The organism is Bacillus sp. TH22, from assembly GCF_016651015.1.
Lineage (GTDB): Bacteria > Bacillota > Bacilli > Bacillales > Bacillaceae_G > Bacillus_A > Bacillus_A mycoides.
In genome coordinates this window covers 715,790-737,262 of record NZ_JAEKER010000001.1, presented here as the reverse complement: position 1 = coordinate 737,262, position 21,473 = coordinate 715,790, and the positions used below count along the sequence as shown (strand labels likewise).

At 33.1% G+C, this 21,473-nt stretch carries 23 protein-coding genes and 4 pseudogenes; 18 read left to right on the top strand and 9 right to left on the bottom strand.

The annotated features are described in order from the left end of the window. The first annotated feature begins 2 nt into the window (after nucleotides 1-2). The 3 genes from JFU18_RS03745 (at nucleotide 3) to JFU18_RS03735 (ending at nucleotide 2,027) form a co-directional block, all read left to right on the top strand. Nucleotides 3-644, top strand: a complete 642-nt coding sequence (locus JFU18_RS03745) for a chloramphenicol acetyltransferase (RefSeq protein WP_201033759.1) — start codon at nucleotides 3-5, stop codon at nucleotides 642-644. 238 nt (nucleotides 645-882) lie between these two features. Further along, the gene (locus JFU18_RS03740) at nucleotides 883-1,488 is read left to right on the top strand and encodes a PRK06770 family protein (protein ID WP_002085644.1); all 606 of its coding nucleotides are present in this window, start codon (nucleotides 883-885) and stop codon (nucleotides 1,486-1,488) included. 275 nt (nucleotides 1,489-1,763) lie between these two features. Further along, entirely contained in the window at nucleotides 1,764-2,027 is a 264-nt protein-coding gene (locus tag JFU18_RS03735) for a hypothetical protein (protein ID WP_201033205.1), read from the top strand. Nucleotides 2,028-2,128: 101 nt separating this feature from the next. Here JFU18_RS03735 and JFU18_RS03730 read toward each other — a convergent pair whose 3' ends face one another. Then, the gene (locus JFU18_RS03730) at nucleotides 2,129-3,031 is read right to left on the bottom strand and encodes a LysR family transcriptional regulator (RefSeq protein WP_201034590.1); all 903 of its coding nucleotides are present in this window, start codon (nucleotides 3,029-3,031) and stop codon (nucleotides 2,129-2,131) included. A gap of 129 nt (nucleotides 3,032-3,160) precedes the next feature. Between JFU18_RS03730 and gabT the strand changes: the two genes are divergently transcribed. The 12 genes and pseudogenes from gabT to JFU18_RS03670 form a co-directional block, all read left to right on the top strand. After that, nucleotides 3,161-4,486, top strand: coding sequence for a 4-aminobutyrate--2-oxoglutarate transaminase (gabT, locus tag JFU18_RS03725; protein ID WP_201033760.1), 1,326 nt, complete (start codon nucleotides 3,161-3,163; stop codon nucleotides 4,484-4,486). An 11-nt stretch (nucleotides 4,487-4,497) separates the two neighbouring features. After that, the gene (locus tag JFU18_RS03720) at nucleotides 4,498-5,190 is read left to right on the top strand and encodes an MOSC domain-containing protein (RefSeq protein WP_085311053.1); all 693 of its coding nucleotides are present in this window, start codon (nucleotides 4,498-4,500) and stop codon (nucleotides 5,188-5,190) included. 262 nt (nucleotides 5,191-5,452) lie between these two features. Continuing rightward, complete coding sequence (locus JFU18_RS03715) at nucleotides 5,453-6,337, top strand: GNAT family N-acetyltransferase (RefSeq protein WP_201033761.1); 885 nt, start codon at nucleotides 5,453-5,455, stop codon at nucleotides 6,335-6,337. 344 nt (nucleotides 6,338-6,681) lie between these two features. After that, nucleotides 6,682-8,436: an ABC transporter ATP-binding protein gene (locus tag JFU18_RS03710; RefSeq protein WP_016092610.1), complete on the top strand. Its 1,755-nt coding sequence runs from the start codon at nucleotides 6,682-6,684 to the stop codon at nucleotides 8,434-8,436. Further along, nucleotides 8,429-10,225, top strand: coding sequence for an ABC transporter ATP-binding protein (locus tag JFU18_RS03705; RefSeq protein WP_201033213.1), 1,797 nt, complete (start codon nucleotides 8,429-8,431; stop codon nucleotides 10,223-10,225). The genes JFU18_RS03710 and JFU18_RS03705 overlap by 8 nt, the downstream gene beginning before the upstream one ends. A gap of 99 nt (nucleotides 10,226-10,324) precedes the next feature. Beyond that, nucleotides 10,325-10,405, top strand: coding sequence for a DUF3983 domain-containing protein (locus tag JFU18_RS30465; RefSeq protein WP_137059908.1), 81 nt, complete (start codon nucleotides 10,325-10,327; stop codon nucleotides 10,403-10,405). A gap of 115 nt (nucleotides 10,406-10,520) precedes the next feature. Beyond that, entirely contained in the window at nucleotides 10,521-10,691 is a 171-nt protein-coding gene (locus tag JFU18_RS03695; RefSeq protein WP_170972783.1) for a hypothetical protein, read from the top strand. Nucleotides 10,692-10,718: 27 nt separating this feature from the next. Further along, nucleotides 10,719-11,201, top strand: coding sequence for an ArpU family phage packaging/lysis transcriptional regulator (locus tag JFU18_RS03690; RefSeq protein WP_201033215.1), 483 nt, complete (start codon nucleotides 10,719-10,721; stop codon nucleotides 11,199-11,201). After that, a complete protein-coding gene (locus tag JFU18_RS03685; protein WP_201033216.1) occupies nucleotides 11,201-11,500 on the top strand; it encodes a hypothetical protein in 300 nt (99 codons plus the stop codon). Before JFU18_RS03690 ends, JFU18_RS03685 begins: the two co-directional genes overlap by 1 nt. 37 nt (nucleotides 11,501-11,537) lie before the next feature. Next, nucleotides 11,538-11,687, top strand: a pseudogene (locus tag JFU18_RS03680) (hemolysin XhlA family protein); the annotation flags it as partial. Nucleotides 11,688-11,719: 32 nt separating this feature from the next. Beyond that, a pseudogene (locus JFU18_RS03675) lies at nucleotides 11,720-11,960 on the top strand (holin). A 50-nt stretch (nucleotides 11,961-12,010) separates the two neighbouring features. Continuing rightward, nucleotides 12,011-12,223 (top strand): annotated as a pseudogene (locus JFU18_RS03670) (spore coat protein); the annotation flags it as partial. Between the two features lie 334 nt (nucleotides 12,224-12,557). On the opposite strand, the gene splB reads toward JFU18_RS03670, so the two are convergent. The 3 genes from splB to JFU18_RS29755 form a co-directional block, all read right to left on the bottom strand. Beyond that, nucleotides 12,558-13,586: a spore photoproduct lyase gene (gene splB, locus JFU18_RS03665; protein WP_201033223.1), complete on the bottom strand. Its 1,029-nt coding sequence runs from the start codon at nucleotides 13,584-13,586 to the stop codon at nucleotides 12,558-12,560. Next, complete coding sequence (locus tag JFU18_RS03660; protein ID WP_201033762.1) at nucleotides 13,583-13,846, bottom strand: transcriptional regulator SplA domain-containing protein; 264 nt, start codon at nucleotides 13,844-13,846, stop codon at nucleotides 13,583-13,585. Before JFU18_RS03660 ends, splB begins: the two co-directional genes overlap by 4 nt. A 174-nt stretch (nucleotides 13,847-14,020) precedes the next feature. After that, nucleotides 14,021-14,194: a hypothetical protein gene (locus JFU18_RS29755; protein ID WP_000354585.1), complete on the bottom strand. Its 174-nt coding sequence runs from the start codon at nucleotides 14,192-14,194 to the stop codon at nucleotides 14,021-14,023. A gap of 227 nt (nucleotides 14,195-14,421) precedes the next feature. On the opposite strand from JFU18_RS29755, the gene JFU18_RS03650 reads away from it, so the two are divergent. Further along, complete coding sequence (locus JFU18_RS03650) at nucleotides 14,422-14,784, top strand: carboxymuconolactone decarboxylase family protein (protein WP_201033763.1); 363 nt, start codon at nucleotides 14,422-14,424, stop codon at nucleotides 14,782-14,784. A gap of 118 nt (nucleotides 14,785-14,902) precedes the next feature. On the opposite strand, the gene JFU18_RS03645 is transcribed toward JFU18_RS03650, so the two are convergent. The 3 genes from JFU18_RS03645 to JFU18_RS03635 all read right to left on the bottom strand — a co-directional run bounded on the left by JFU18_RS03645 (nucleotide 14,903) and on the right by JFU18_RS03635 (nucleotide 18,161). Continuing rightward, nucleotides 14,903-15,358, bottom strand: coding sequence for a TspO/MBR family protein (locus JFU18_RS03645; RefSeq protein ID WP_137058488.1), 456 nt, complete (start codon nucleotides 15,356-15,358; stop codon nucleotides 14,903-14,905). 1,183 nt (nucleotides 15,359-16,541) lie between these two features. Then, nucleotides 16,542-17,402, bottom strand: a complete 861-nt coding sequence (locus tag JFU18_RS03640) for an exosporium protein D (RefSeq protein WP_201033764.1) — start codon at nucleotides 17,400-17,402, stop codon at nucleotides 16,542-16,544. Nucleotides 17,403-17,576: 174 nt separating this feature from the next. Next, a complete protein-coding gene (locus JFU18_RS03635) occupies nucleotides 17,577-18,161 on the bottom strand; it encodes a LysE family translocator (RefSeq protein ID WP_078176188.1) in 585 nt (194 codons plus the stop codon). Between the two features lie 117 nt (nucleotides 18,162-18,278). Between JFU18_RS03635 and JFU18_RS03630 the strand changes: the two genes are divergently transcribed. Continuing rightward, complete coding sequence (locus JFU18_RS03630) at nucleotides 18,279-18,836, top strand: helix-turn-helix domain-containing protein (protein WP_201050256.1); 558 nt, start codon at nucleotides 18,279-18,281, stop codon at nucleotides 18,834-18,836. Nucleotides 18,837-19,157: 321 nt separating this feature from the next. Here the strand turns inward: JFU18_RS03630 and JFU18_RS03625 are convergent, their stop codons facing one another. Next, nucleotides 19,158-19,607, bottom strand: coding sequence for a BclA C-terminal domain-containing protein (locus JFU18_RS03625; RefSeq protein WP_201033765.1), 450 nt, complete (start codon nucleotides 19,605-19,607; stop codon nucleotides 19,158-19,160). Between the two features lie 362 nt (nucleotides 19,608-19,969). Here JFU18_RS03625 and JFU18_RS03620 point away from each other — a divergent pair. Next, nucleotides 19,970-21,014: pseudogene (locus JFU18_RS03620) on the top strand (DUF4183 domain-containing protein). A 62-nt stretch (nucleotides 21,015-21,076) separates the two neighbouring features. Here the strand turns inward: JFU18_RS03620 and JFU18_RS03615 are convergent. Further along, nucleotides 21,077-21,367: a DUF4183 domain-containing protein gene (locus JFU18_RS03615; protein ID WP_201050253.1), complete on the bottom strand. Its 291-nt coding sequence runs from the start codon at nucleotides 21,365-21,367 to the stop codon at nucleotides 21,077-21,079. Between the last annotated feature and the right edge of the window lie 106 nt (nucleotides 21,368-21,473).

The window sequence follows — 21,473 nt, the reverse complement described above, 5'->3', positions numbered from 1 at the left end:
CTATGGGGATTATAGCGTTTGAGGGAGCGAGTGCTGTTGGTAAGAGTAGCACATGCCGTGAACTAGAAAACAATTATGGAGCATTCATTATACCTGAAGTGAATTTTTTATTTGAAAGACCAAAAAATGAACATAGAACATGGTATTTTGAAAAACAAGTAGAGCGCTGGAATATAGCAGTGCAGAAGTCGCAGCAATATGAATTAGTAATACTCGATGGGGATATATATCAGCCACTTAGTTATAATTGGTGTTTTCATTTTGATATATTTAATCAGCCGTTATCTTTAATAGAAAACTTTTATAAAGAAAAGATGATAAATAGAGAAATTGGTTTTCCAGATCAATATTTTTATTTGTACACGAATGATGAAGAACTTAGAAAACGAAAAGAATTTGATGAGACGAGAAGCAGAAGAAATTTTGAAAAACATTTACATATATCAAAACCGTTGCAGCGTTATTATGAAAATCTCAATACCGTCACAGACGGGTACTGTAAATTGATTGAAGCAAAAAGTATAAAGTCGAATGAATTAGAAATTGTGAAAAGTTTAAACAGCTTAAAAGTATGTGAAGAAAGACGTTTTGATGTTTCGAGGTTAGATGTTATTACGAAGTGGTTAAAAGAAAATCGTGCATAAAGTAAAAACAACGAGTGTTTTAGAAGGCGCTCGTTGTTTTTTTGTTTCCATATAAATATAAAGGGAAATTTTGTAGAATATCTTTATTTTTTAACAGAATAATCTTTCAATTTCACGAAAAAAGAAATACAATATAAGGAAATATATATAAATAATATGATAGGGGATGGGATGAACTATTTTATATAAGAAATAATGAGGTAGTAAGAACAGAGATATTTGGGAGGAAACAAGCAAGATGAAAACATTATTTAAAATCATAGGAATTATAGCTGGTATGGCGGTAATCGGGGTAGGTGTAACGTATGGTATGCTGTATTATCTGAATAATAGTAAACCAGCTGCGAAAAAGGCATCACCAGCCGCTCCGGCAGTAGAAGTGCTAGCTGATAGTAATGTAAAAGCTGAAGATGCAAAGCTTTTAGAAAATGGCAATCATTCATTACCGAATAGTGGTTTTAATAAAAATTTTAAGTGGACAGATGAGAACATACAGACAGCACTACATGAAATGGCACATCAAAAAACGAAAGCTGATCAAAAATGGGGCTATATTTTTATTACACAAGAACGTATTGAAAGTTTACTCGAAATTATAAATAGTAATGATGTTGCACAAAAAAGTACATATGTGGATATTTTAGAACGATGGAAACAAGGAAAATATGAAAAGGTTGATGTAGACCACAACAAGATTTGGAAATTACAAAGTGGGAATTTAGGAGAAGGGAAAGGAGTAATGTCAGAAAAGGAGCAAAAAGAATTAATTAATCAAGTTTTTATACAAAAAGGTACATATTCAGGTAGTAAATTAATTGCAGGTGAGGTACAAGCTAATAAATAATATACATATTGATTTTGAAACACCTGTATTGTTATGAACACAAATGTTTTAATAAAAATGAGTAATTGCTTTTTAGAGCAGTTACTCATTTTTGTTATTACTCGCTTACTTTTCTAGTTTCTCTAATCCTTACGTTTTCTCAAGTGAATGTGAACTTTGAAAATAGTGAATATACTGATTTTTGGAAAGAAGAGAAAAGTGAGTTGATTCCTAAAGATTAAAAAGGGATAATGTGGTAAAGTTGAAGGAGCGGAAATAGACAGGAGGGATTGCCATTGCTACAAGCTATGTTACCAATTGTTCTAATCCTTTTTCTAGTCGTTTCGATGTATATAACATATCAAAAAAGAAAAAAAGCAGGGATAAAAGGATTAAAAAGTGCATTAACTTCTATTTGTTGCTTTTTAATTGCAATCTTAAATTTGTTTGCATATTGGCTTCATTTTGGCGGTGTTTTTACTTGGCTAGTCTCAATTGTATTGTTGCTAGTAGGGGCATATTTTACAAAATATATTCCAATCTCAAAAAAGGTACACTAAAATTACATGAATTTATACGTATCGGTTTTATTTCATAATGAAAAGAGATTATTCTATGGGGTCGTTGTGCAGCGGCTTCATTGGATAATCTCTTTTTATACTTATTTTTGTAAAGAATGTACTGTTATTTTGAGTTGCTCAATAAATTTCCGGGTAGAAGCGCACATATATTTATCTCTTCTATAAATAAGTCCTATCTCTATTGTTGGAGTGGGTTTTTCAATTTTAATAGCTTGTATGTGCTCACTTTGCAAAAAGTCTATATACGGTTTTGGTAACACGGTAATCCCCATACCTTGTGCGACCATTTGAATTAAAGATTCCATTGTACTAATTTCTAAAATTGGCTTTGGTTTAAAGTTAAAGTTTTGGCAATGAGATGTAATTAGTTCTGTTAAATAGAAATTTTTAGGTAGAAGAATTAAAGGATAGTCCTGTAACTCTTCAATAGATACATACTTACGTTCAGTTAAAGAATGGCTGGTTGGCACAACTAATGTAAGTTCACTTTTATATAGTGGGATAGAAACAATCTCTTTATCTTGCACCGGGAGAAATGTAATACCAATATCTAATTCATTTTGTAATAATTTTTCACGAATTTCTCCTGTACGAAGACCTAGTACAGAAAGCTCAATATTTGGATATGAATTATTAAAATTTAAAATAGTCGGTGGTAGTAAATAATTTACGACGGTTAACAATGAGCCGATTGTTAAGGATCCGTGCTGTAATCCGTTTAAATCTTGAATGGCAGAACGGGCTTGTTCGACTTCGTGAAAGATTGTTTTACTGTGCGATAATAAAACTCTTCCTGCTTCAGTTAAAGATATTTTTTTACCAATTCGATCGAAAAGTGGCATGCCCACTTCATGTTCTAATGCACGTATTTGTTGACTTAGTGAAGGTTGTGAAATGTTTAATTTCTCAGCTGCTTTTGTAAAATGTAATTCTTTCGAAACAGCTAAAAAGTATTCTAATTGTCGTAATTCGATTGAAATCACCTCAAGTTTAATCATAGGATATACCTATCATTATTATATAGATAATTGAATTGAACAATGGTTTTGTGGGATATATAATCACTTTATCAGAAATGGATTGATTAAAAAATTAAATGAGGTGAAGAAGAATTGTTGCAATCAAGTGTATTACCGGGCAGTTATTCACAAGTACTTCAAAAAAGGTATGAGGAGGCTGTACCGAAAGGAATATATCATTTAATGCCTTTATATGTAAAAGAAGCAAGGGGAGCGATAATAACAGATGTAGATGGAAATCAGTTTATTGATTTTGCTGGTGGAATTGGTATGCAAAATGTTGGACATTGTCATCCGAAAGTTGTAAGAGCGGTACAAAAACAAGCAGAATCATTTATACATCCTTGTTTTCATGTAACTCCATATGAAAATTATATTACTTTAGCGGAGAAAATTAATGAGAAAGTGCCAGGTACAAGCAAGAAAAAAACGATGTTTGCCAATAGTGGTGCGGAAGCGATTGAAAATGCTGTAAAGATCGCACGTAAAGTAACAGGGAGGAGGAAAGTAATTTCGTTTGAACGAGGATTTCATGGGAGAACATTAATGACAATGTCTTTATCGACCAAAGAAAATCCATATAAAGCAGGATTTGGTCCGTTCGTTTCAGACATGCATATATTGCCGTATCCGTACTATTACAGAGCTGAAGAAGGAGTTTCTCCTGAAGAGGTGGATTCTCAAGTCATCTATCAGTTTGAAAAGTTTTTAGAAGAAGTATCACCTGAACAAGTAGCAGCAATCGTAATGGAACCAGTACAAGGAGAAGGTGGGTTTATTATTCCTTCTATTTCATTTGTAAAACGATTACGAGAAATTTGTAATCAATACGGTATTTTAATGATAATGGATGAAGTGCAAACTGGATTTGGCCGAACAGGGAAATGGTTTGCGACGGAACATTTTCATATAGAACCTGACATAATGACTTTGTCAAAATCAATTGCTGGCGGTTTACCATTAAGTGCTATTGTCGGTCGTACGGAGTTGATGGACATTCCTGGGAGAGGACAAATTGGTGGAACTTTTGCCGGGAGTCCGTTATCATGTGCAGCCGGTCTTGCTGTATTTGAAATAATGGAAGAAGAAAATCTAGTTGAAAGGGCTCAGCAAATTGGAAATAGAATAATGTCACATCTACATCAAATGCAATTAAAGTACGAAGTGATTGGTGATGTTCGTGGAATCGGTGCAATGGTTGCAATGGAACTTGTAACGGATCGTATAACAAAAGAACCAGCAAAAGAACTAACAGTACAATTAATTGATGAATTCTGGAAGAATGGGCTTATAAGTATTGGGGCAGGGATATTTGATAATGTACTACGTTTTTTACCGCCTCTTGTCATTTCAAATGAAGAAATTGATAAGGGTTTTGAAATAATAAACCAATCTTTTAAAAAATTGTGCGGAAAGTGAGAGAGGCAATTATGATGAATAAATTATATGAGGTACTATCACTAAATATAGGATTCCCAAAAGAAGTTATGTATGGAGGAAAATTAATTCATACGGGTATAAATAAAACGAAAACAAAGGAACCTATATATTTATCATTTCTAAAATTTAAAGGTGATGGTCAGGCGGATTTAGTTCATCATGGTGGTGTGGATAAAGCAGTTTGTGTGTATTCGAGCGAACATTATAGTTATTGGGAAGAGACATTGAATCAAGACCTTGAATATGGAGCGTTCGGAGAAAATATAACAGTGAGCGGTATACGTGAAGAGGATGTTTGTATCGGTGATACGTTTGAGCTCGGAGAAGCGATTGTACAAGTAACGCAACCAAGACAACCTTGTTTTAAGTTAGCTAAGAAATACAATATTCCCAAGTTACCACTGTATTTTCAAGACACGGGATATACAGGATTTTATTTTCGTGTATTAAAAGAAGGGTGGGTATCACCAGTTGATACGTTAAAGTTGCTGAAGTCTGATCCAATAAGTGTTACAGTAGCGTTTGCTAATCGTATTATGCATAAGGAAAAACAAAATATAGAAGGGATAAAGAGAATATTAGAAGTACATGCACTTTCTACTAGTTGGAGAAAGACATTTGAAAAGCGACTGAGGGGAGAAGAAATTAATACGAAGGAGAGGCTTGAAGGAATAAAAAAATAAATAAATAAATATTTTTTATAAATGGTGCATTTCTATTAGTAAAAACTAAATAGAAAGCACTATTTTTATATAATAACCTTATTAATATGCAAAAATCTTAATATTGTTTTATTCGACTTGTTTTCAAATGGTGAAAACATAAAATTAATTGGACTATTTTTTTATATTTTATGATAGTATATTGATTTGTAAGATCTATTATTTTAAGAGTAGGTCATATAACCATATCTAATTTTATGGAATCGACATATGGAGGGACAACATGGGGAATGTTGAAAAATTTGCAAATATTCTAATGGAAGAACCGAAAAGAGAGCAGTTATTTCCTTTATTTGAAGAAGTGTTTGGGATTACGAGTCAAATATTGAATGATTTTTCAGAGAAAGGATATTGGGATTATACATATAAAGCTTTATCATTTATAGAAGATGATAAAGTGATTGCAAATGTTGCGGCATTTTCACTTCCGTTACTAATTAATGGTGAAAAAATAAATGCAGCGGGTATTCAATCAGTAATGACACATCTGAATTTTTGCAAACAAGGACTAATGACACGATTGCTTAATAAGATGATAAAAGAAATTGATAAGCAATTTGAATGTGCTTTCTTGTTTACTGAAACACCTGAACTATATAAATCATTTGGATTTCAAATTGTGCAGGAATATCTGATGACTATACCGTATGATAATAAGATTAATAAAGATTCTATACTTAGAAAGTTAGATTTTTATAATGAAGAGGATAGAAATTTAATAAATGAAATCATTGAAAATAGTCAAAGGCTTTCTAATATGTTTTCGACAATAAATTATCGATCTTCGTTTTATTTGAAAATGTATGACTTAAAATGGAATGAGAAACTGTATTATTCTAAGAAACTAGATGCGATGATTGTTTATGAAGTAGAAAATGAAAAGCTAAAGTTATATGGAGTATTTGCTCCAGTACTTCCGATTTTAGATGAATTATGTGAGGAAATCTCTGAATCATTTACAAAGATTGAATTTTATTTTTGCCCAGATCAATTAGGGATTGATGATGTACAATATACAGAATTACAGTCCAGTAAGTATTTGATGGTTCGGAGTAATAGAGAATTAGATTTTAGAGGATATAAATTCCCAGTTTTAACGGAGTTTTAAATATTTATATAGATGCTTTTTATGGAGAATAAAGGTAATAATCCTATTAAAATAAGTTTTTACACGTGAAAACCATCTGAAAATAATGATTCGCGATTGAATTTTACAATTGAACAAATATAAATAAAAAACCGCATTCTTTCTATTAAGAATGTGGTTTTTGTATTTACGTAAGATAAAGCGCATTTATTGACCGGAAAGTTATAAATGCTTATCATTTAATAATGTTAAATATTAATTTACATAATATAATAGGACTAATGAAGAAATTACAGACTATATCGCTTAAATAAGGAGGAATATGAATTATTCAATGGTAATTTCATAAAAAAAGGAGATTATGTATGAAATCATTTCGCAAGTTGTTACAGTATTTAAAACCATACATGTTCTTCGCTATTATTGGACCGCTATTTATGGTACTTGAGGTTGCGATGGACTTAATTCAACCGACAATAATGCAACATATTATTGATGTTGGAATTGCAAACCGGGATTTGAATTATGTAATAAAAATGGGGCTTCTTATGATAGGAGCAGCAGCAATCGGTTTAGTTGGAGGACTTGGTTGTATGATGTATTCTACAAAAGCTGCTGTTAATTTCGCTACAGACATACGAAAAGATGTGTTTGCGAAAATAGAAACATTTTCTAGCAAAAATCGTGATTCATTTGGAACAGGTAAATTATTAACAATCGTGACAAATGATATTACATCTATTCAATCGGCAATGACGATGACGTTACGTGTACTTGTCCGTGGACCGTTATTATTTATTGGAAGTATCATTATAGTCTTTGTAACAGCGAGAGACCTATTTCCAATTTTACTTGTTGTGGTACCCGTATTATTAGTTGCAATTGTATTGATTGCAGGTCAATCGAGCGGTTCATTTAAGCGAGTACAAGAAGCATTAGATAAAGTAAACACAAAGCTACAAGAAAATTTATCCGGTGTACGTGTTATAAAAGCATATGTAAGACAAAAATATGAAATCGCACAGTTTGAGAAAGTTAATACAAGTTTAACTGAAATAAATATTCGTGCAATACAAATTATTTCATTGATGATGCCAATTATTATGCTAGTTGTAAATAGCGGAATTGTAGCAACTTTATGGATTGGTGGCGAGAAAGTTTTTAACGGTACACTCCAAGTAGGGGCCATTTTAGCTTTTATTAACTATTTAAATATCATTTTAATGTCACTTATGTCTATTAGTATGGTATTTATTCAAATTGCCCGTGCTTTTCCATCAGCTGATCGTGTACAACAAGTCTTACATACTGAAGTTGATATTACAACTGAAGGCGACGTATATGAACCAAAACAAGTGGGTGGTAATGTAGAGTTTAAAAATGTTAGCTATAGTTATACGAAAAATAATGAATATGTTTTAAAAGATATTTCCTTTACTGTACGTAAAGGTGAAAAAATAGGGATTATTGGATCGACCGGAAGTGGTAAATCTACATTGGCGAAACTATTGCCACGACTTTACGATGTTGATCAAGGTGAAATATGTATAGATGATGTTAATGTGAAAGCATACGATTTGCAAAAACTTCGTGCTTCCATTGGCTTCGTTCCACAAAAGGCACTTCTTTTTTCAGGCAGTATAGAAGAGAATTTACGTTATGGCAAAGAAGATGCAACTTATGATGAATTGGAATTAGCATCTTCATCTGCTTGTGCGACTGAGTTTATCAATAAGCTGGAAGACTCTTATGAATATAACTTAACACAAGGTGCAACCAATCTATCTGGTGGTCAAAAACAACGTATATCTATTGCAAGAGCCCTAGTGAGAAAGCCATCTATTCTTGTATTAGACGATTCTACATCGGCAGTTGATGCGAAGTCAGAAGCTGTAATACAGGAAGCGTTAAGGACAAGATATAGTGGCACAACGACATTTTTAATTGCATCAAAAATATCTTCTATTATAGATGCTGATAAAATCCTCGTTTTGAATAACGGTGAATTAGTTGGAAATGGTACGCATGAGGATTTATTGGCAACTTGTGAAGTGTATCAGGAAATTTATCTTTCCCAAGGTGGTAGCCTGCAGCAAGAAGGAGGGGAAGAGCGTGCGTAATTTTCAAGGACAATTTGGAAATAAAGGTGGACGTAACAATCCGAAAACGGGAAAAACTAAGAATACTAAAGGAACTATAATGCGAGTATGGAACTATATGGGGTATCAAAAAGCATCTCTTATGTTCGTTATTATTCTTGTATTTATCACGACATTACTAGGTTTACTTGGGCCATATTATATGGGGGTCATCATTGATGAATACATTGTACCGAAGGATTTAAGCGGGACAGCCAGAATGTGCATGATACTCATTGCAATATATGGGATAACCGTATTATTAACATGGTTACAAACATTTGTAATGATTAATGTTGCATTAAAGACTATACAAAAAATACGACAAGATATTTTTGAAAAAATCCAAACACTTTCTCTACGATTCTTTGATGTACGTTCTCAAGGTGATTTAATGAGCCGTGTGACAAATGATATTGATAACTTAAATCAAGCTTTGACACAAAGTGTTGTGCAAATCATTTCATCAGCGTTAACGTTTATAGGTGTAACAATTGCGATGTTTTCATTAGATTGGATTTTAGCGATTGTAACTTTAATTACAGTACCTATTATGTTTTTCGTTACGAAAAAACTAGTTGCTTATAGTGGGAAAAACTTTGCGAAGCGTCAAAAGGATTTAGGAGAATTAAATGGATTTATTGAGGAAGCTATTACAGGCGCAGACGTAACTACGTTATACGGAAAAGAAAAAGAAACCGTACATAACTTTAATGAAATTAACGAACAGCTAAGAATTTCAGCAACGAAGGCTGAAACGTTTTCAGCATTTATTTTTCCAAGTATGAACTTTATTAATAACTTAGGAATGGGGCTTGTAATTGGAACTGGATCGGTAATGGTATTAAACGGAATGACAACAGTAGGTGTCATTGCAGCTTTTATTAATTATTCTCGACAATTTTCAAGACCACTTAGTCAATTTGCAACTTTAATGAATACGATTCAAGCGGCAGTTGCTGGAGGAGAACGTGTCTTTGAAATTATGGATGAAGTACCAGAAATTCAAAATAAAAAAGATGCAGTACTTGTACAAAATTTACAAGGACATGTTAGGCTTGAGAAAGTTTCATTTGGATACGCACAGGACAACATGATTTTAAAAGATGTGAGTCTCGAGGCGAATCCTGGGGAGACAATCGCTTTAGTCGGTCCAACTGGATCAGGAAAAACAACAATTATTAATTTGTTAACTCGCTTTTATGACATTCAAAAAGGGCAAATTAGCATTGATGAAAAAGATATAAAGGATTATGATATTAATTCTTTGCGGAGTAAAATAGGGGTTGTTTTACAGGATACGTATTTATTTGCAGGAACGATTATGGAAAATATTCGATATGGACGTTTAGATGCAAGTGATGAAGAAGTAGTTGCAGCAGCAAAAGCAGCATCAGCACATTCTTTTATAAAACATCTACCGAATCAATATGAAACGGAAATTGCTTCAGAAGGTTCGAATTTAAGTCAAGGACAAAAACAACTCCTTGCGATTGCACGAGCGATTTTAGCAGATGCAGATATATTAATTCTCGACGAAGCAACATCTAATATTGATACGAGAACAGAATTACAAATTCAATCTGGATTAAATAATTTAATGAGAGGGCGAACAAGTTTTGTAATCGCTCATCGGCTGAAAACGATTGAAAAAGCAGATCAAATACTTGTAATTAAAGATGGTAGTATTTTTGAAAGAGGAAATCACGAATCTCTTATGGAAGAGAAAGGATTCTACTTTGATTTGTATACAAGTCAGTTTAAAATTTAACAAAAATATTGATGTAATGCGGTTTCTCGTAATAAGAGAAACCGCATTTTTTGTATTTGCAAACATTGCTATTCAATAGTCTTTCGTTAAATGTTTTAACTGCATCCTCTTGTATTTCCGGTAAAACAAGTCAATAACGCTTGGAAAAACATTTTTGTACAAGCTGGTATTTTAAAGTGAAAGAAAAATAAATATCGTCCGGCTAGAAAACTAGAGGACATCAATTCATTAAAGCAGCAATGAGAGCTGTTTTAGGAATAGGTGTCCTTTTTATTTTGAAAAGGGAGATGGAGAAATGAAGGCACTAAGAGATCAGTTACGTGAATGGAAAAGGCAATCTAAACAAGCAAAGAAGAAAAACAAGAGAAAACGAAAAGAAAAATTAAGCAATCGTGACATTGAAGGTTTAATTGGAATTCGTGGGCCGCGTTATGAACGTAGAAGTGGAGCTTTAAGACAAAAGTAATTAAAAAATAAAAAGGAGTGGTCTTACATGACTAAACAATTATCTTTCTTATCAAAAATCGATAGAACAGCAACACAGGAGGAATTAGAAGGCGTGTTGGCAAGCGTACGTATACATAGGCAATTTGGGATGATGCGTAAAGAAATGAAAGTCACTCCTTCTTATGAAATGCGTGAGCACGGTCCTACACATGCAGTTGGAAAGCCATTAGAAGATGTTGCTATAGCAAATATTCAACAAAGTAAACGAGAAGAATGGCTTGAAAGGATGTCATTACGTATTGATCAGTTTCTAAATCGATTAGGAAACGGACGTGCAGGAAGTATCCAAAGGGATATTATTTGTAAACGTTATTTAGAAGAAGAGGATATGTGTGATTACATGGTTTATAACGAAATCGGAATGTCAGAGCGTACTTATCGACGTTGGAAGTCTAAATCGTTTTATAAACTTGCTTTTGCACTTGGATTAGAAGTTTACGAGACAGAAGAGACTGGAGGTAATGAATAATGAACTTTGTTCAGCCGATATGTGATCCAGAAGAGTTGAGCAAGTTAGTTACCTATTACGGAATGATAGCTGACGACACGGATTCAGTATTCACTGACGAAAATAAAACTGCTATTAGTCTATATAAATCGGTTTCTATTTCTATTCAGGCCATTCAAGAATTAGAAGTAAAACATAATAAAGAAATAGCCGAAATCAAACAGCAACATGCAGATGATAATAAACAATTGTACAGTGAAATAGATGCACTAAAAAAGTTAGTTCAAAAATTAATAAACGATAAACCAGAGCAGCCATAAGCTGGTCTTTTTTTGTTGCCTAAAAGGGGTGGTCATTGTGGAAGGATTACAAGAAGTAAGAAGTGATGTTCAAGAAATCAAGGACATTCGTTTAGAAATTAAAAGTTTAGAGATGCGAACAACAGGTAACGAAAAAGACATTATCAATATTAACAAACAGTTAGATAAAATTAGCGCCAATACTACCTAGATTTTCCGACTTATTGTAGGTGGTATGTAATGGTTAGTTTAGCTGTAATGATTGGAATTGTAGTAGGTCTTTCACAAATGGCAAAAACAATTGGATTGCAAACAAAATATGTTCCGTTATTGAATTTAACGCTTGGCATTGTGCTAGGCGTTTTATTTATGGACGGAGATATAAAAACAAATGTTATTTCAAGGAATCATCATTGGACTATCAGCAAGTGGATTACTTGACTACATAAAAATTATAAAAAAGGATGTTGATGCTAAATGAAAAAGACAATTAAACTAGCTTCCTCTGTATTTATGACGTTATTGCTCCTGTTAAGTATTTCTATAGCAGACAGTGAGAAAGCTGATCGCGTAGCACAAGATTTGTTTCAAAAATCATCTATTAAACAAATTAATAAACAAGAAACTGTTATTAGAAATTCTAGAAATGTTTCAGTTACGACTACTGATACAGATATAGCGGTAAATGTTCAAATTCTTCTCCAAATTTTATTAGCTTTACTAGTTAAATTGAACATTTTATAGAATGTTTATCCTGTTCTCTAAATGTAGTGGTTCTTTATATGTGAATATCCACTGTTTTAATTGTAGTACAAGCTATGGATATTTATCATGACTAGATTAAGAATCAACAATGTCGAAGTATTAATGTAAATTTCTTTTTAATAAAGATAAATCGCCTTTAGAAGGACGATTTATCTTTTTATTTGTTTTATTTCATTATTTTAATAAGTAAGTTTTTGTTTATAGAAATTTGAATTTCCAATGTTTCTAAAGGGTGCATTAGCACCATATTTTGTCTTTTTTGGGGTGAGTAATTTCTAAGATTAGTGAAGAAAAGAACGTTCTTCTTTTCTTTTTATGTAAAATATTCTAACTTCGCATTAGGAAAGAACTGTTTCATATAGGAATACAGATGATTTTTTATATCCTCTTCTTCTTCTTTTTGATAAATGTATTTTCCGATTCCATATTTCCCCCATTTATATCTTCTTTTCTCTTCATCTAATTCTAATTTTGTCATCGGGTAGTTTTTTTCAATCACTCTCTTAGCTGGCTTTGTAAAACGATGTTGAATAAACTCAAATGTAATATCATCCCGTGCGTCAAGAGGTAATTCAGCATTCAAGCGTTCAAACATATGATAGTACCCATCCTGCCAGCCTTCATGAAGATAAATAGGCGCTACAATGAAACCAAGTGGATATCCTGCTCTAGCTACTTTTCCTGCTGCCTCAATTCGTTTTGCTAAGGGAGAAGTTCCGGGTTCAAAGTTTTTAATCACATAATCAGCGTTTACACTAAAGCGAAATCTTGTTTTTCCATTATGTTTAGCATCAAGTAAATGATCTACATGGTGGAATTTCGTAACAAACCTCAATTTCCCATATTCAGATTCTCCAAAATGCTCGATGGCCCGTTTAAGGGTATGCGTTAAATAATCGATTCCTACAATATCTGAAGTACACGACGCTTCAAATCTTGTTAATTCGGGTGCGCGCTCCTTCATGTATTTGTCAGCAGCATCTAAAATTTCTTCAACATTTACATATGTTCTTATATAAGGCTTACTTCCCATCGTTGTTTGTAAATAACAATAATGACAATGTCCCATACATCCCGTTGCAAAAGGAATTGCGTACTCTGCTGAAGGCTTGGAAGTATCAAATTTCAGTGTTTTTCTAACGCCAACAACCAGCGTAGATTTTGCTACTCGATACTTTTGAAAATCGTTATCGCCTGGCAAATCTCTTACTTGATTATGAGAAGTAGTATGTCGAATTTCAACATCCATCTTTGAAAACTTCTCAAAAAGTTCTTTCCCCAAAGGATAATCTAATGCTTTAGGTTCAAAATATACAAGCTTAGGCATAAATGGCTTATTCATTCCAACATCCCCTCTGAAATATCACCATAATAGTAAGCGTACGCTTGGTTTGCCTCATCTTCTGTAGCATATACAGCCATCTCATTTGTTAGTGGATAATATGTTTCGTAAAGAAATAGTGCTAATTCATTAGGGCTTTCAGGATTATTTACAACTGCTGCAGCTTGTATATTAGCTACGTCCTGCGTGTGGGGATTTCGATAAAAAATATAGACAATGTCACCAGCATGATACGTGTTACTTTCAGAAGAAAATTCCATTCTATCACCATCTCATTTCATATAATTCAATGCGCAAAGCTTTACTTTATAATTTTCCTGTAGTGTAACTATTTAATTTCATTGATAAGATTACGTCATACAAATATACTTTGAAATATGAATAATAATTGCACTAACAAAAAGGCAAGCATATATCAATGCTTGCCTTTCGTTCTAACGACGATGTTCAACAAGATCAATTACACCTAAAACGACGTGAGCTAAACCAAAACCAAATACTGTATTTGCAATCATTTTATTAGTTCCACGGGTTTGTTTAAGAGCATAACCTGCTGCTGTCACTGCTGTACCTAGAGCTGTTGGAATTAATCCTTCACGAATGTCCACAGTGATGCCTCCTTGTATCGTAGTTAGTAAATTTGTTTTAATACTTTGAAGTAAAGTATTGAAACAAGTATTAGTATTTTTCTTTTTAGTAAAATTATGTGGAATTTTCATGAATAAATATTGCGGATTCATTGCAACAATCTTTGGCTAATTATGATTAATCAAAACTATTTAGGTCCATACTAATCTGTGTTTAATACATACTAGACATGGGAGTTGAATGAAAAATGGAACATAAAGGTAAAAATCCAACAGAAGATGCACTACTTCAGTACAAATATGGTTTGGGAGTATTTGCTGAGAAGATGCCGAAACTTACTGAACAATTTAATTCATTTACGGATGAGTGCTTTAAAGATGGGGCGTTATCAAAAAAGCAAAAACAATTGATTGCATTGGGCATAAGTCTTTATTCTCAGGATGAGTATTGTATTATTTATCATACAAAGGGATGCATTGATCAAGGAGCTTCTGAACAAGAAATCCTAGAAACCGTTGGAGTAACAGCTGCATTTGGATGTGGCCCTACCATGAGTCAAGCAGTCACACTTGTTCAAAATTGTATAGAAGAATTAAAGAAAATTAATTAATTGGAATAGGATTGCTTGCGTGAAAGCTTAGCTTTTTTATTTCCATAATGTTTATTTCTTGATTAACAAACAAGAAAAACTTGAGCATTTTTGGTTATGCTCAAGTTTTGATACAACATTAATTTATACTAAAAATTGTCCAGGATAAGTATGTAGCAAATGCAGACCATAAAAGATATGGAATGAACAAATATGCTGATATCCTAGATGATTTGAAAGAAAACACAATTAGCAATAACGTGGTAATTGTGATTAAAAAACAATCCATTGTTGCTAAAAGTAAATTCTTTTGGCTAAATTGAAAATAACTGAATGCTTGATTGCAGATATAATTTAAAAGGAATAGGGACCAAAATAGTTTTTGATTAAATCCGTACTTGTTATAAATAATTGTAACTGATAATGCAATAAGTCCATATAATAAAGCCCAAATAATTCCGATTATTATACCAGAAGGTGTCCAAGGTGGTTTTTCCAGGGCATCATACCAAACACGATCGATAGGGAATAAAATACTGGAAAGATAAAATAAACCATATGCGAGTAAGAATACCATGATACTAGATTTTTTCATAAACATTCTCCTTATTTTATAGCAGATTACAGAACTCTATAAAATAGTATGTCCTTTCAACAAATAAAATTATTATATTCAATATGTACATAGGTATTCTCACATTTTTAATTCATCATTAATTAACAACTTTATATTTACTACGTTCTTTTCGAGAGATTTAAAATGAAAAACTACCTATTTAAAATGGTGGTTTTATATTTTTATGAATTTAACATGTTAATTAGAGCTTCTCCATCAATTAATTCAATGAAACAACCTTATTGTCACTGCACAGATATGTCACATTTAAAAATAGGTTTAATCAATTAAAAAACACTAATACGAAATACTCATAAAATCATTCGTGATATCAGACATATTATTACCCCAAAAACAGAATACGGTCATTCCTTGGATGAGGAAACAGCTTTTACCTCTACAGTAGTCTATGTAGAGGCGTGCCACCAATCTCCCTATAGACGAATAGATTATGAAACGAAAGAGAAATATAACTGTTTTCTCTCTTATTTCTAGAATACCAAGTGAATTTTACATTCCCCCCTATATCTTATGGTGAAATTTTCATACGGTTCATTAAAAACAGCCACATTATCCACTACAAAACAGCCACGAATTAAAAACAAGTAGTGATATCATAGAAAAACGTTATCAGATATACGTACATTTAATGCAACACGTGAAACGAAATGAAACTATATAAAACGAAGGTATATTTTCCGCACAAAAGTATAACGAAAAAATAGCAGTAGTTCATTTTTTGCAGTTCCAAAATACAGAGAGAAGAAACTGGAAGAGTTAGCAGCTAAGTATGATATATTTGTGAGGGAATATGTAATAAAAGAAATATAAAAAAGTGCTAACAAGTTTGCAAACGAACTTGCTAACACCTATACGAAATAGATATAAAATATCGCTGATATATCCATTTGAAAATGGGATTACCTAATGAAATAGCGCAAAATTAAACTATTTAATAATGAGAGGCTACAACTTTGATTTGTATACAAGTCAGTTTAAAATTTAACAAAAATATTGATATAATGCGGTTTCTCGTGATAAGAGAAACCGCATTTTTTGTATTTGCAAACATTGCTATTCAATAGTCTTTCGTTAAATGTTTTAACTGCATCCTTTTGTATTAATGGGGAAATGTAAAAGGAGAGATTTTTTTTCGGTTATTCTAGCAATCATAATCATTGTCGTATTCATTGCAACATTCATCGCAAGGGCTGTTCTGATCGTTGCAGCAAATACAAAACGTTTTATTGATAAATATATCAATAAAATCAAAGGAATCGGAATTATTTGTGAGGGTAAGTTCTTGGAAATCTTCTACTTGAAAAATCCTTGTTTCATTAGGAACTATCGTAGCGATAATTGGTGTGTTAGAAATCCTTGTTCGAATAGTTACTTCAATGGGACCGGAATCGTTAGGAACAGATATTTGAAGTAATGTTTTGTTGTGATTAATAGTAAGATCTTCAAAAACCACTCTTGAAGAGTTAGGGGGTACGATAATATCTAGAGGTACATTTCCAGTTGAGGAAGTTCCCGAACCGGCTATGGTATGAGTCTCAATAAAACAGTTACTCTTTTGGTTAAGAGAATGTGATTGTTCTGCATAGTAATCATTTTGGTCATCACAGCAGATGCAAAACGTTTTTTGAATAAAAATACCAATATCGCTACTTGTATTGGTATTATTTGTGACAGTGAGGCTTTCAAAATTTTCTACTTGAAAAATCCTTGTTCCACCTGTAGCTATTGTAGCAGTAATTGGTCTACGAGCATTTCTTGTACGAATAGTTATTACAATCGGTGCAGAGGTGCCAGGAACATGAAACTGAAGTAATGTTTTGTTGTGATTATTAGTAGAATCTTCGAAAACTATTCTTGAAGTGTTAGCTGGTACGACAATATCTAGAGGTATATTTGAACCGGCAATCGTATGCGTTTCAATGAAACAGTTCTCTTTTTTGTGGTGAGAATAAGAATAGTTTTTATAGTGCTTTTTCCCATGTTTATAAAAATAGTCAGCCATTCTTTAATCTCCTATCTTTTATTTGTCTATATATTGTATTTAATGAGGATAAAAACTGTTTGTACAAGGTAGAAAAAAGTTTTATTTAGGAGAATAAGAGAAAAAGCTTAAGATATACGTACTGTAGCGTTTGGTTCAGTTAAACAAAATATAAGAATTAGAATGAGTATAGAGCTAGCTTATAACGATTGATATAGCACTGAAAACCAATAAAACAGCCATAATGATGTTAAATAATTGAGTATGTTTTAATAATAGTTTTTGGAACATTGAACCAAACAGGCTCCAACTAAATGTACTCATTAAACCGACTACACCTAGAAATAATGAAAAAAGTAGAAAACTTGAATATGAATTGTAGTAAGGGAGAATAAAAGTAGAAACTACAGTCAGTCCGAATAATATCCCTTTAGGGTTAACAAACTGAAGAAAAATCCCCACTGTAAATAAGTTTTTATTATCTTTTTCATCGGGATCCGTACTGCCTTTACTAGTGAGTATTTTAAAAGCTAAATATAACATGTATGCTACTCCTAAAATTTTTAAAGGTAATTCGATTTTAGGTAAAATATTAATTAGTACTATATTAAAGAAACTACATAAAGAAGTGAGGAGGAAAAAACCGAAAGCTACTCCAAAGCAAAATTGCATGCTCCTTTTCAAACCAAGTTGATTTGCGTATGTCATAGCTAAAAAATTGTTAGGACCGGGCGTGAAGCTACTAATAAAAACAAATAATAAAAAAGAAAATAAAGGCATTTCAAAACCCCCTAAGTATTTTTCGTGTGTTATAATGACCGAAAAGAACAATATAACGTGTGCTTTTTATTATACATAACGGTCGTTATATTGTATATAGTGTAGGAGTGTTTTTTTATGGAAGAAATTCAACTTATTTTGGCGAAAAATATAAAGGCAATACGTGAGAAAGAAAAATTAAGTTTAGAAAAGGTTTCCCAATTAACAGGTGTGAGTAAAACGATGATTGGACAAATTGAAAGAGGAGATTCAAGCCCGACACTAACAACAATATGGAAGATAGCGAATGGTTTAAAAGTGTCTTTTACGTCTTTAATTAATAATCCACAGCCTGATACGAAAGTGGTTTTACGAAACGATGTTCAAGTATTATCAGAAGACAATGGGAGATATAAAGTGTATCCTTCTTTTCCTTTTCAAGATGATAGGAACTTTGAAATCTATACGGTTGAAATTGAAACGGAAGGAAAATTAAGTTCGGAAGGCCATAAAGAAGGGACCGAAGAATTTATAACGGTGTTTGAGGGAGAATTGATAATTGAAATAAATAATTGTCAATATACATTAAATAGCGGAGATTCAATTCGCTTTAAGGCGGATAGACCGCACTCTTATCATAATTCCGGACGAACGCTAACTCGGTTAAGTATGACCATTTATTATCCGACTTCATAAACTTGCTATTTTATTTAGAATATAAAGAGATATGTTTTGATAAAACCATCTATAAGAGATGGTTTTATTTATTACAATTTTAAAAAAAGACACTCATTTGAGTGTCAACACAGTATTGCTCTCGCGTATAGGATTGGAGAATATTTCTCAAATACGTATTGAGATGGTTCGTAAAGGAGAAACCGTCTTCATAAATAACTTAACATTGATAGCGTATAGAGTAAATTGATAATGTTTATCCGGAATATTTAGTATAGATAGTTTCTACTATCTATATAGGGGAATGGCATTTAAAGCTAAGAAGAAAAAATGAATCATTTATTAATCAACTCGTATAATTGTTAGAGAGGCGCCAGTTGATCCACCACCGATTAAATTGACAATTGATAAGAGACCGAATAATTGAAGAGAAATAGTATTACCTGCATTTAATATTGTAATTAAATTATTATTATAACTTGAAGTAGATAAGGCAGGAGATAGAATTGAGCTCAGAAGTGATGTAGATCCGTTTAAAATTAGTCTTGAACCCGCAAGAAGTACAGTTGTAGTATTAATTTGATAAGAAAGATAATAACGTCCCGTTACAGGAACTGTAAATAAATCATTCGCACTATTGACTGCAAAGCTATCAAGGCTTTGATTGTTTGAGAGTGGTATGTTAGTACCACCTAGTACAACTGAAACTGTTCCACCCACTGTATTATTTGCAAACATAGAATTTGTTGTAACGTTTATGCCGGTACTACCCGTGGGTCCGGTATTACTCATGGGTCCAGTACTACCAGTAGGACTAGTTAGTCTATAAGGAAGGATAATTGTACGTCATTATTTTGGGGATTTTCTCTATCTTTATTTTTAATTAAAATCACCTCATTTTTATGATAAAGGAGATACTTTTCATATATTCTATTAATAATATTTTTTATAGTAACGGCATGCTGTTTAAAATACATACATTTTTAGTAAGTTACATTAAATTTGATTTTGTACAAAGATTTTAATCGAGAGATTAATAGTGTTTTTTTAGATAATTCTTTTAACATTTCGGAACATCTAACATTTAATAAATACTATAGAAGGGAGATGCAAATTTGAATCGATATGACAAATTACCAATTTCTAAGGAAGTTATGGATTCTAAAAATATTGGTCCTACATTTCCACCTCTTCCGTCTATTAATTTTCCAACCGGAGCGACCGGAGCAACAGGAGAAACCGGAGCAACCGGAGCAACAGGAGAAACAGGAGAAACAGGAGAAACAGGGGCAACCGGAGCAACAGGAGTAACAGGAGAAACAGGGGCAACCGGAGCAACAGGAATAACGGGAGAAACAGGGGCAACAGGAGTAACAGGAGAAACAGGGGCAACCGGAGCAACAGGAGCAACAGGAATAACAGGAGAAACAGGAGAAACAGGGGCAACCGGAGCAACAGGAATAACGGGAGAAACAGGGGCAACCGGAGCAACAGGAGCAACAGGAATAACAGGAGAAACAGGAGAAACAGGGGCAACCGGAGCAACAGGAGTAACAGGAGAAACAGGGGCAACCGGAGCAACAGGAATAACGGGAGAAACAGGGGCAACCGGAGTAACAGGAGAAACAGGGGCAACCGGAGCAACAGGAGCAACAGGAATAACAGGAGAAACAGGGGCAACCGGAGCAACAGGAGTAACAGGAATAACAGGAGAAACAGGAGCAACCGGAGAAACCGGAGAAACAGGAGCAACAGGAGAAACCGGAGAAACCGGAGAAACCGGAGAAACAGGGGCAACCGGAGCAATCGGAGAAACAGGAGAAACAGGAGAAACAGGGGCAACAGGAGAAACCGGAGCAACAGGAATAACGGGAGCAACAGGAGCAACAGGAGAAACAGGGGCAACAGGAATAACCGGCCCAACGGGAATACCGGGAACAATCCCAACAACAAACCTATTATATTTTACTTTTTCAGATGGGGAAAAACTTATATATACTAATGCAGATGGTATAGCACAATACGGTACAACACAAATCTTATCACCAAGTGAAGTTTCTTATATTAATCTATTTATAAATGGAATTCTTCAACCACAACCTTTTTATGAAGTTACAGTCTGGTCAGTTAACTTTATTAGATGCTGAACCACCCTCACAAGGATCTTCAATTATCCTACAATTTATTATTATCAATTAAAAAGGACAGATTTCCTATAAAGAGAAATCTGCCCTTTTTGTTCTAAATTTGGTTAGTTAAAATTAAGTGATGATAAATTCAATTGTAATTGGAATTCCACCGTCTAATACATCTCCGCCAGGAATTGTAATAGCACCAGTAGGACCTGTGGTGACACTGGAGTTCACGCTAGGTTGAATTATGCCGTTTACATAGAGGTTGTAATACGTAAAAGTCGGAAAGGTAGTTGCAGTAGTACCGGCATCGTTTAAACAAGCTGTTGCAGCAATTGCAAAAGCTGCACCTGTTCCTGTTCCGACTCCTAGTGTAGATGTAAATCTTCTAGAAGCGATAAATGGTTGAATAATTGGCAATTAAATTTCAATCCTTTAATTATTTTTTGAACGAAGTATAGAATAACTTGTCCACTATATTGTATGAAAGTTTTTTATAATAGAAACGGCTTCATGATTATAGAAG

Coding starts and splice junctions, on each gene's coding strand:
- JFU18_RS03650 (WP_201033763.1), top strand. CDS start 14,422: ATGGAACATAAAGGTAAAAATCCAACAGAAGATGCACTACTTCAGTAC.
- JFU18_RS03660 (WP_201033762.1), bottom strand. CDS start 13,846: ATGGAATTTTCTTCTGAAAGTAACACGTATCATGCTGGTGACATTGTC.
- JFU18_RS03640 (WP_201033764.1), bottom strand. CDS start 17,402: ATGGCTGACTATTTTTATAAACATGGGAAAAAGCACTATAAAAACTAT.
- JFU18_RS03695 (WP_170972783.1), top strand. CDS start 10,521: ATGAAGGCACTAAGAGATCAGTTACGTGAATGGAAAAGGCAATCTAAA.
- JFU18_RS03745 (WP_201033759.1), top strand. CDS start 3: ATGGGGATTATAGCGTTTGAGGGAGCGAGTGCTGTTGGTAAGAGTAGC.
- JFU18_RS03740 (WP_002085644.1), top strand. CDS start 883: ATGAAAACATTATTTAAAATCATAGGAATTATAGCTGGTATGGCGGTA.
- JFU18_RS03635 (WP_078176188.1), bottom strand. CDS start 18,161: ATGCCTTTATTTTCTTTTTTATTATTTGTTTTTATTAGTAGCTTCACG.
- JFU18_RS03625 (WP_201033765.1), bottom strand. CDS start 19,607: ATGAGTAATACCGGACCCACGGGTAGTACCGGCATAAACGTTACAACA.
- JFU18_RS03720 (WP_085311053.1), top strand. CDS start 4,498: ATGATGAATAAATTATATGAGGTACTATCACTAAATATAGGATTCCCA.
- JFU18_RS03645 (WP_137058488.1), bottom strand. CDS start 15,358: ATGAAAAAATCTAGTATCATGGTATTCTTACTCGCATATGGTTTATTT.
- JFU18_RS03710 (WP_016092610.1), top strand. CDS start 6,682: ATGAAATCATTTCGCAAGTTGTTACAGTATTTAAAACCATACATGTTC.
- JFU18_RS03685 (WP_201033216.1), top strand. CDS start 11,201: ATGAACTTTGTTCAGCCGATATGTGATCCAGAAGAGTTGAGCAAGTTA.
- JFU18_RS03715 (WP_201033761.1), top strand. CDS start 5,453: ATGGGGAATGTTGAAAAATTTGCAAATATTCTAATGGAAGAACCGAAA.
- JFU18_RS03690 (WP_201033215.1), top strand. CDS start 10,719: ATGACTAAACAATTATCTTTCTTATCAAAAATCGATAGAACAGCAACA.
- splB (WP_201033223.1), bottom strand. CDS start 13,586: ATGAATAAGCCATTTATGCCTAAGCTTGTATATTTTGAACCTAAAGCA.
- JFU18_RS03630 (WP_201050256.1), top strand. CDS start 18,279: ATGGAAGAAATTCAACTTATTTTGGCGAAAAATATAAAGGCAATACGT.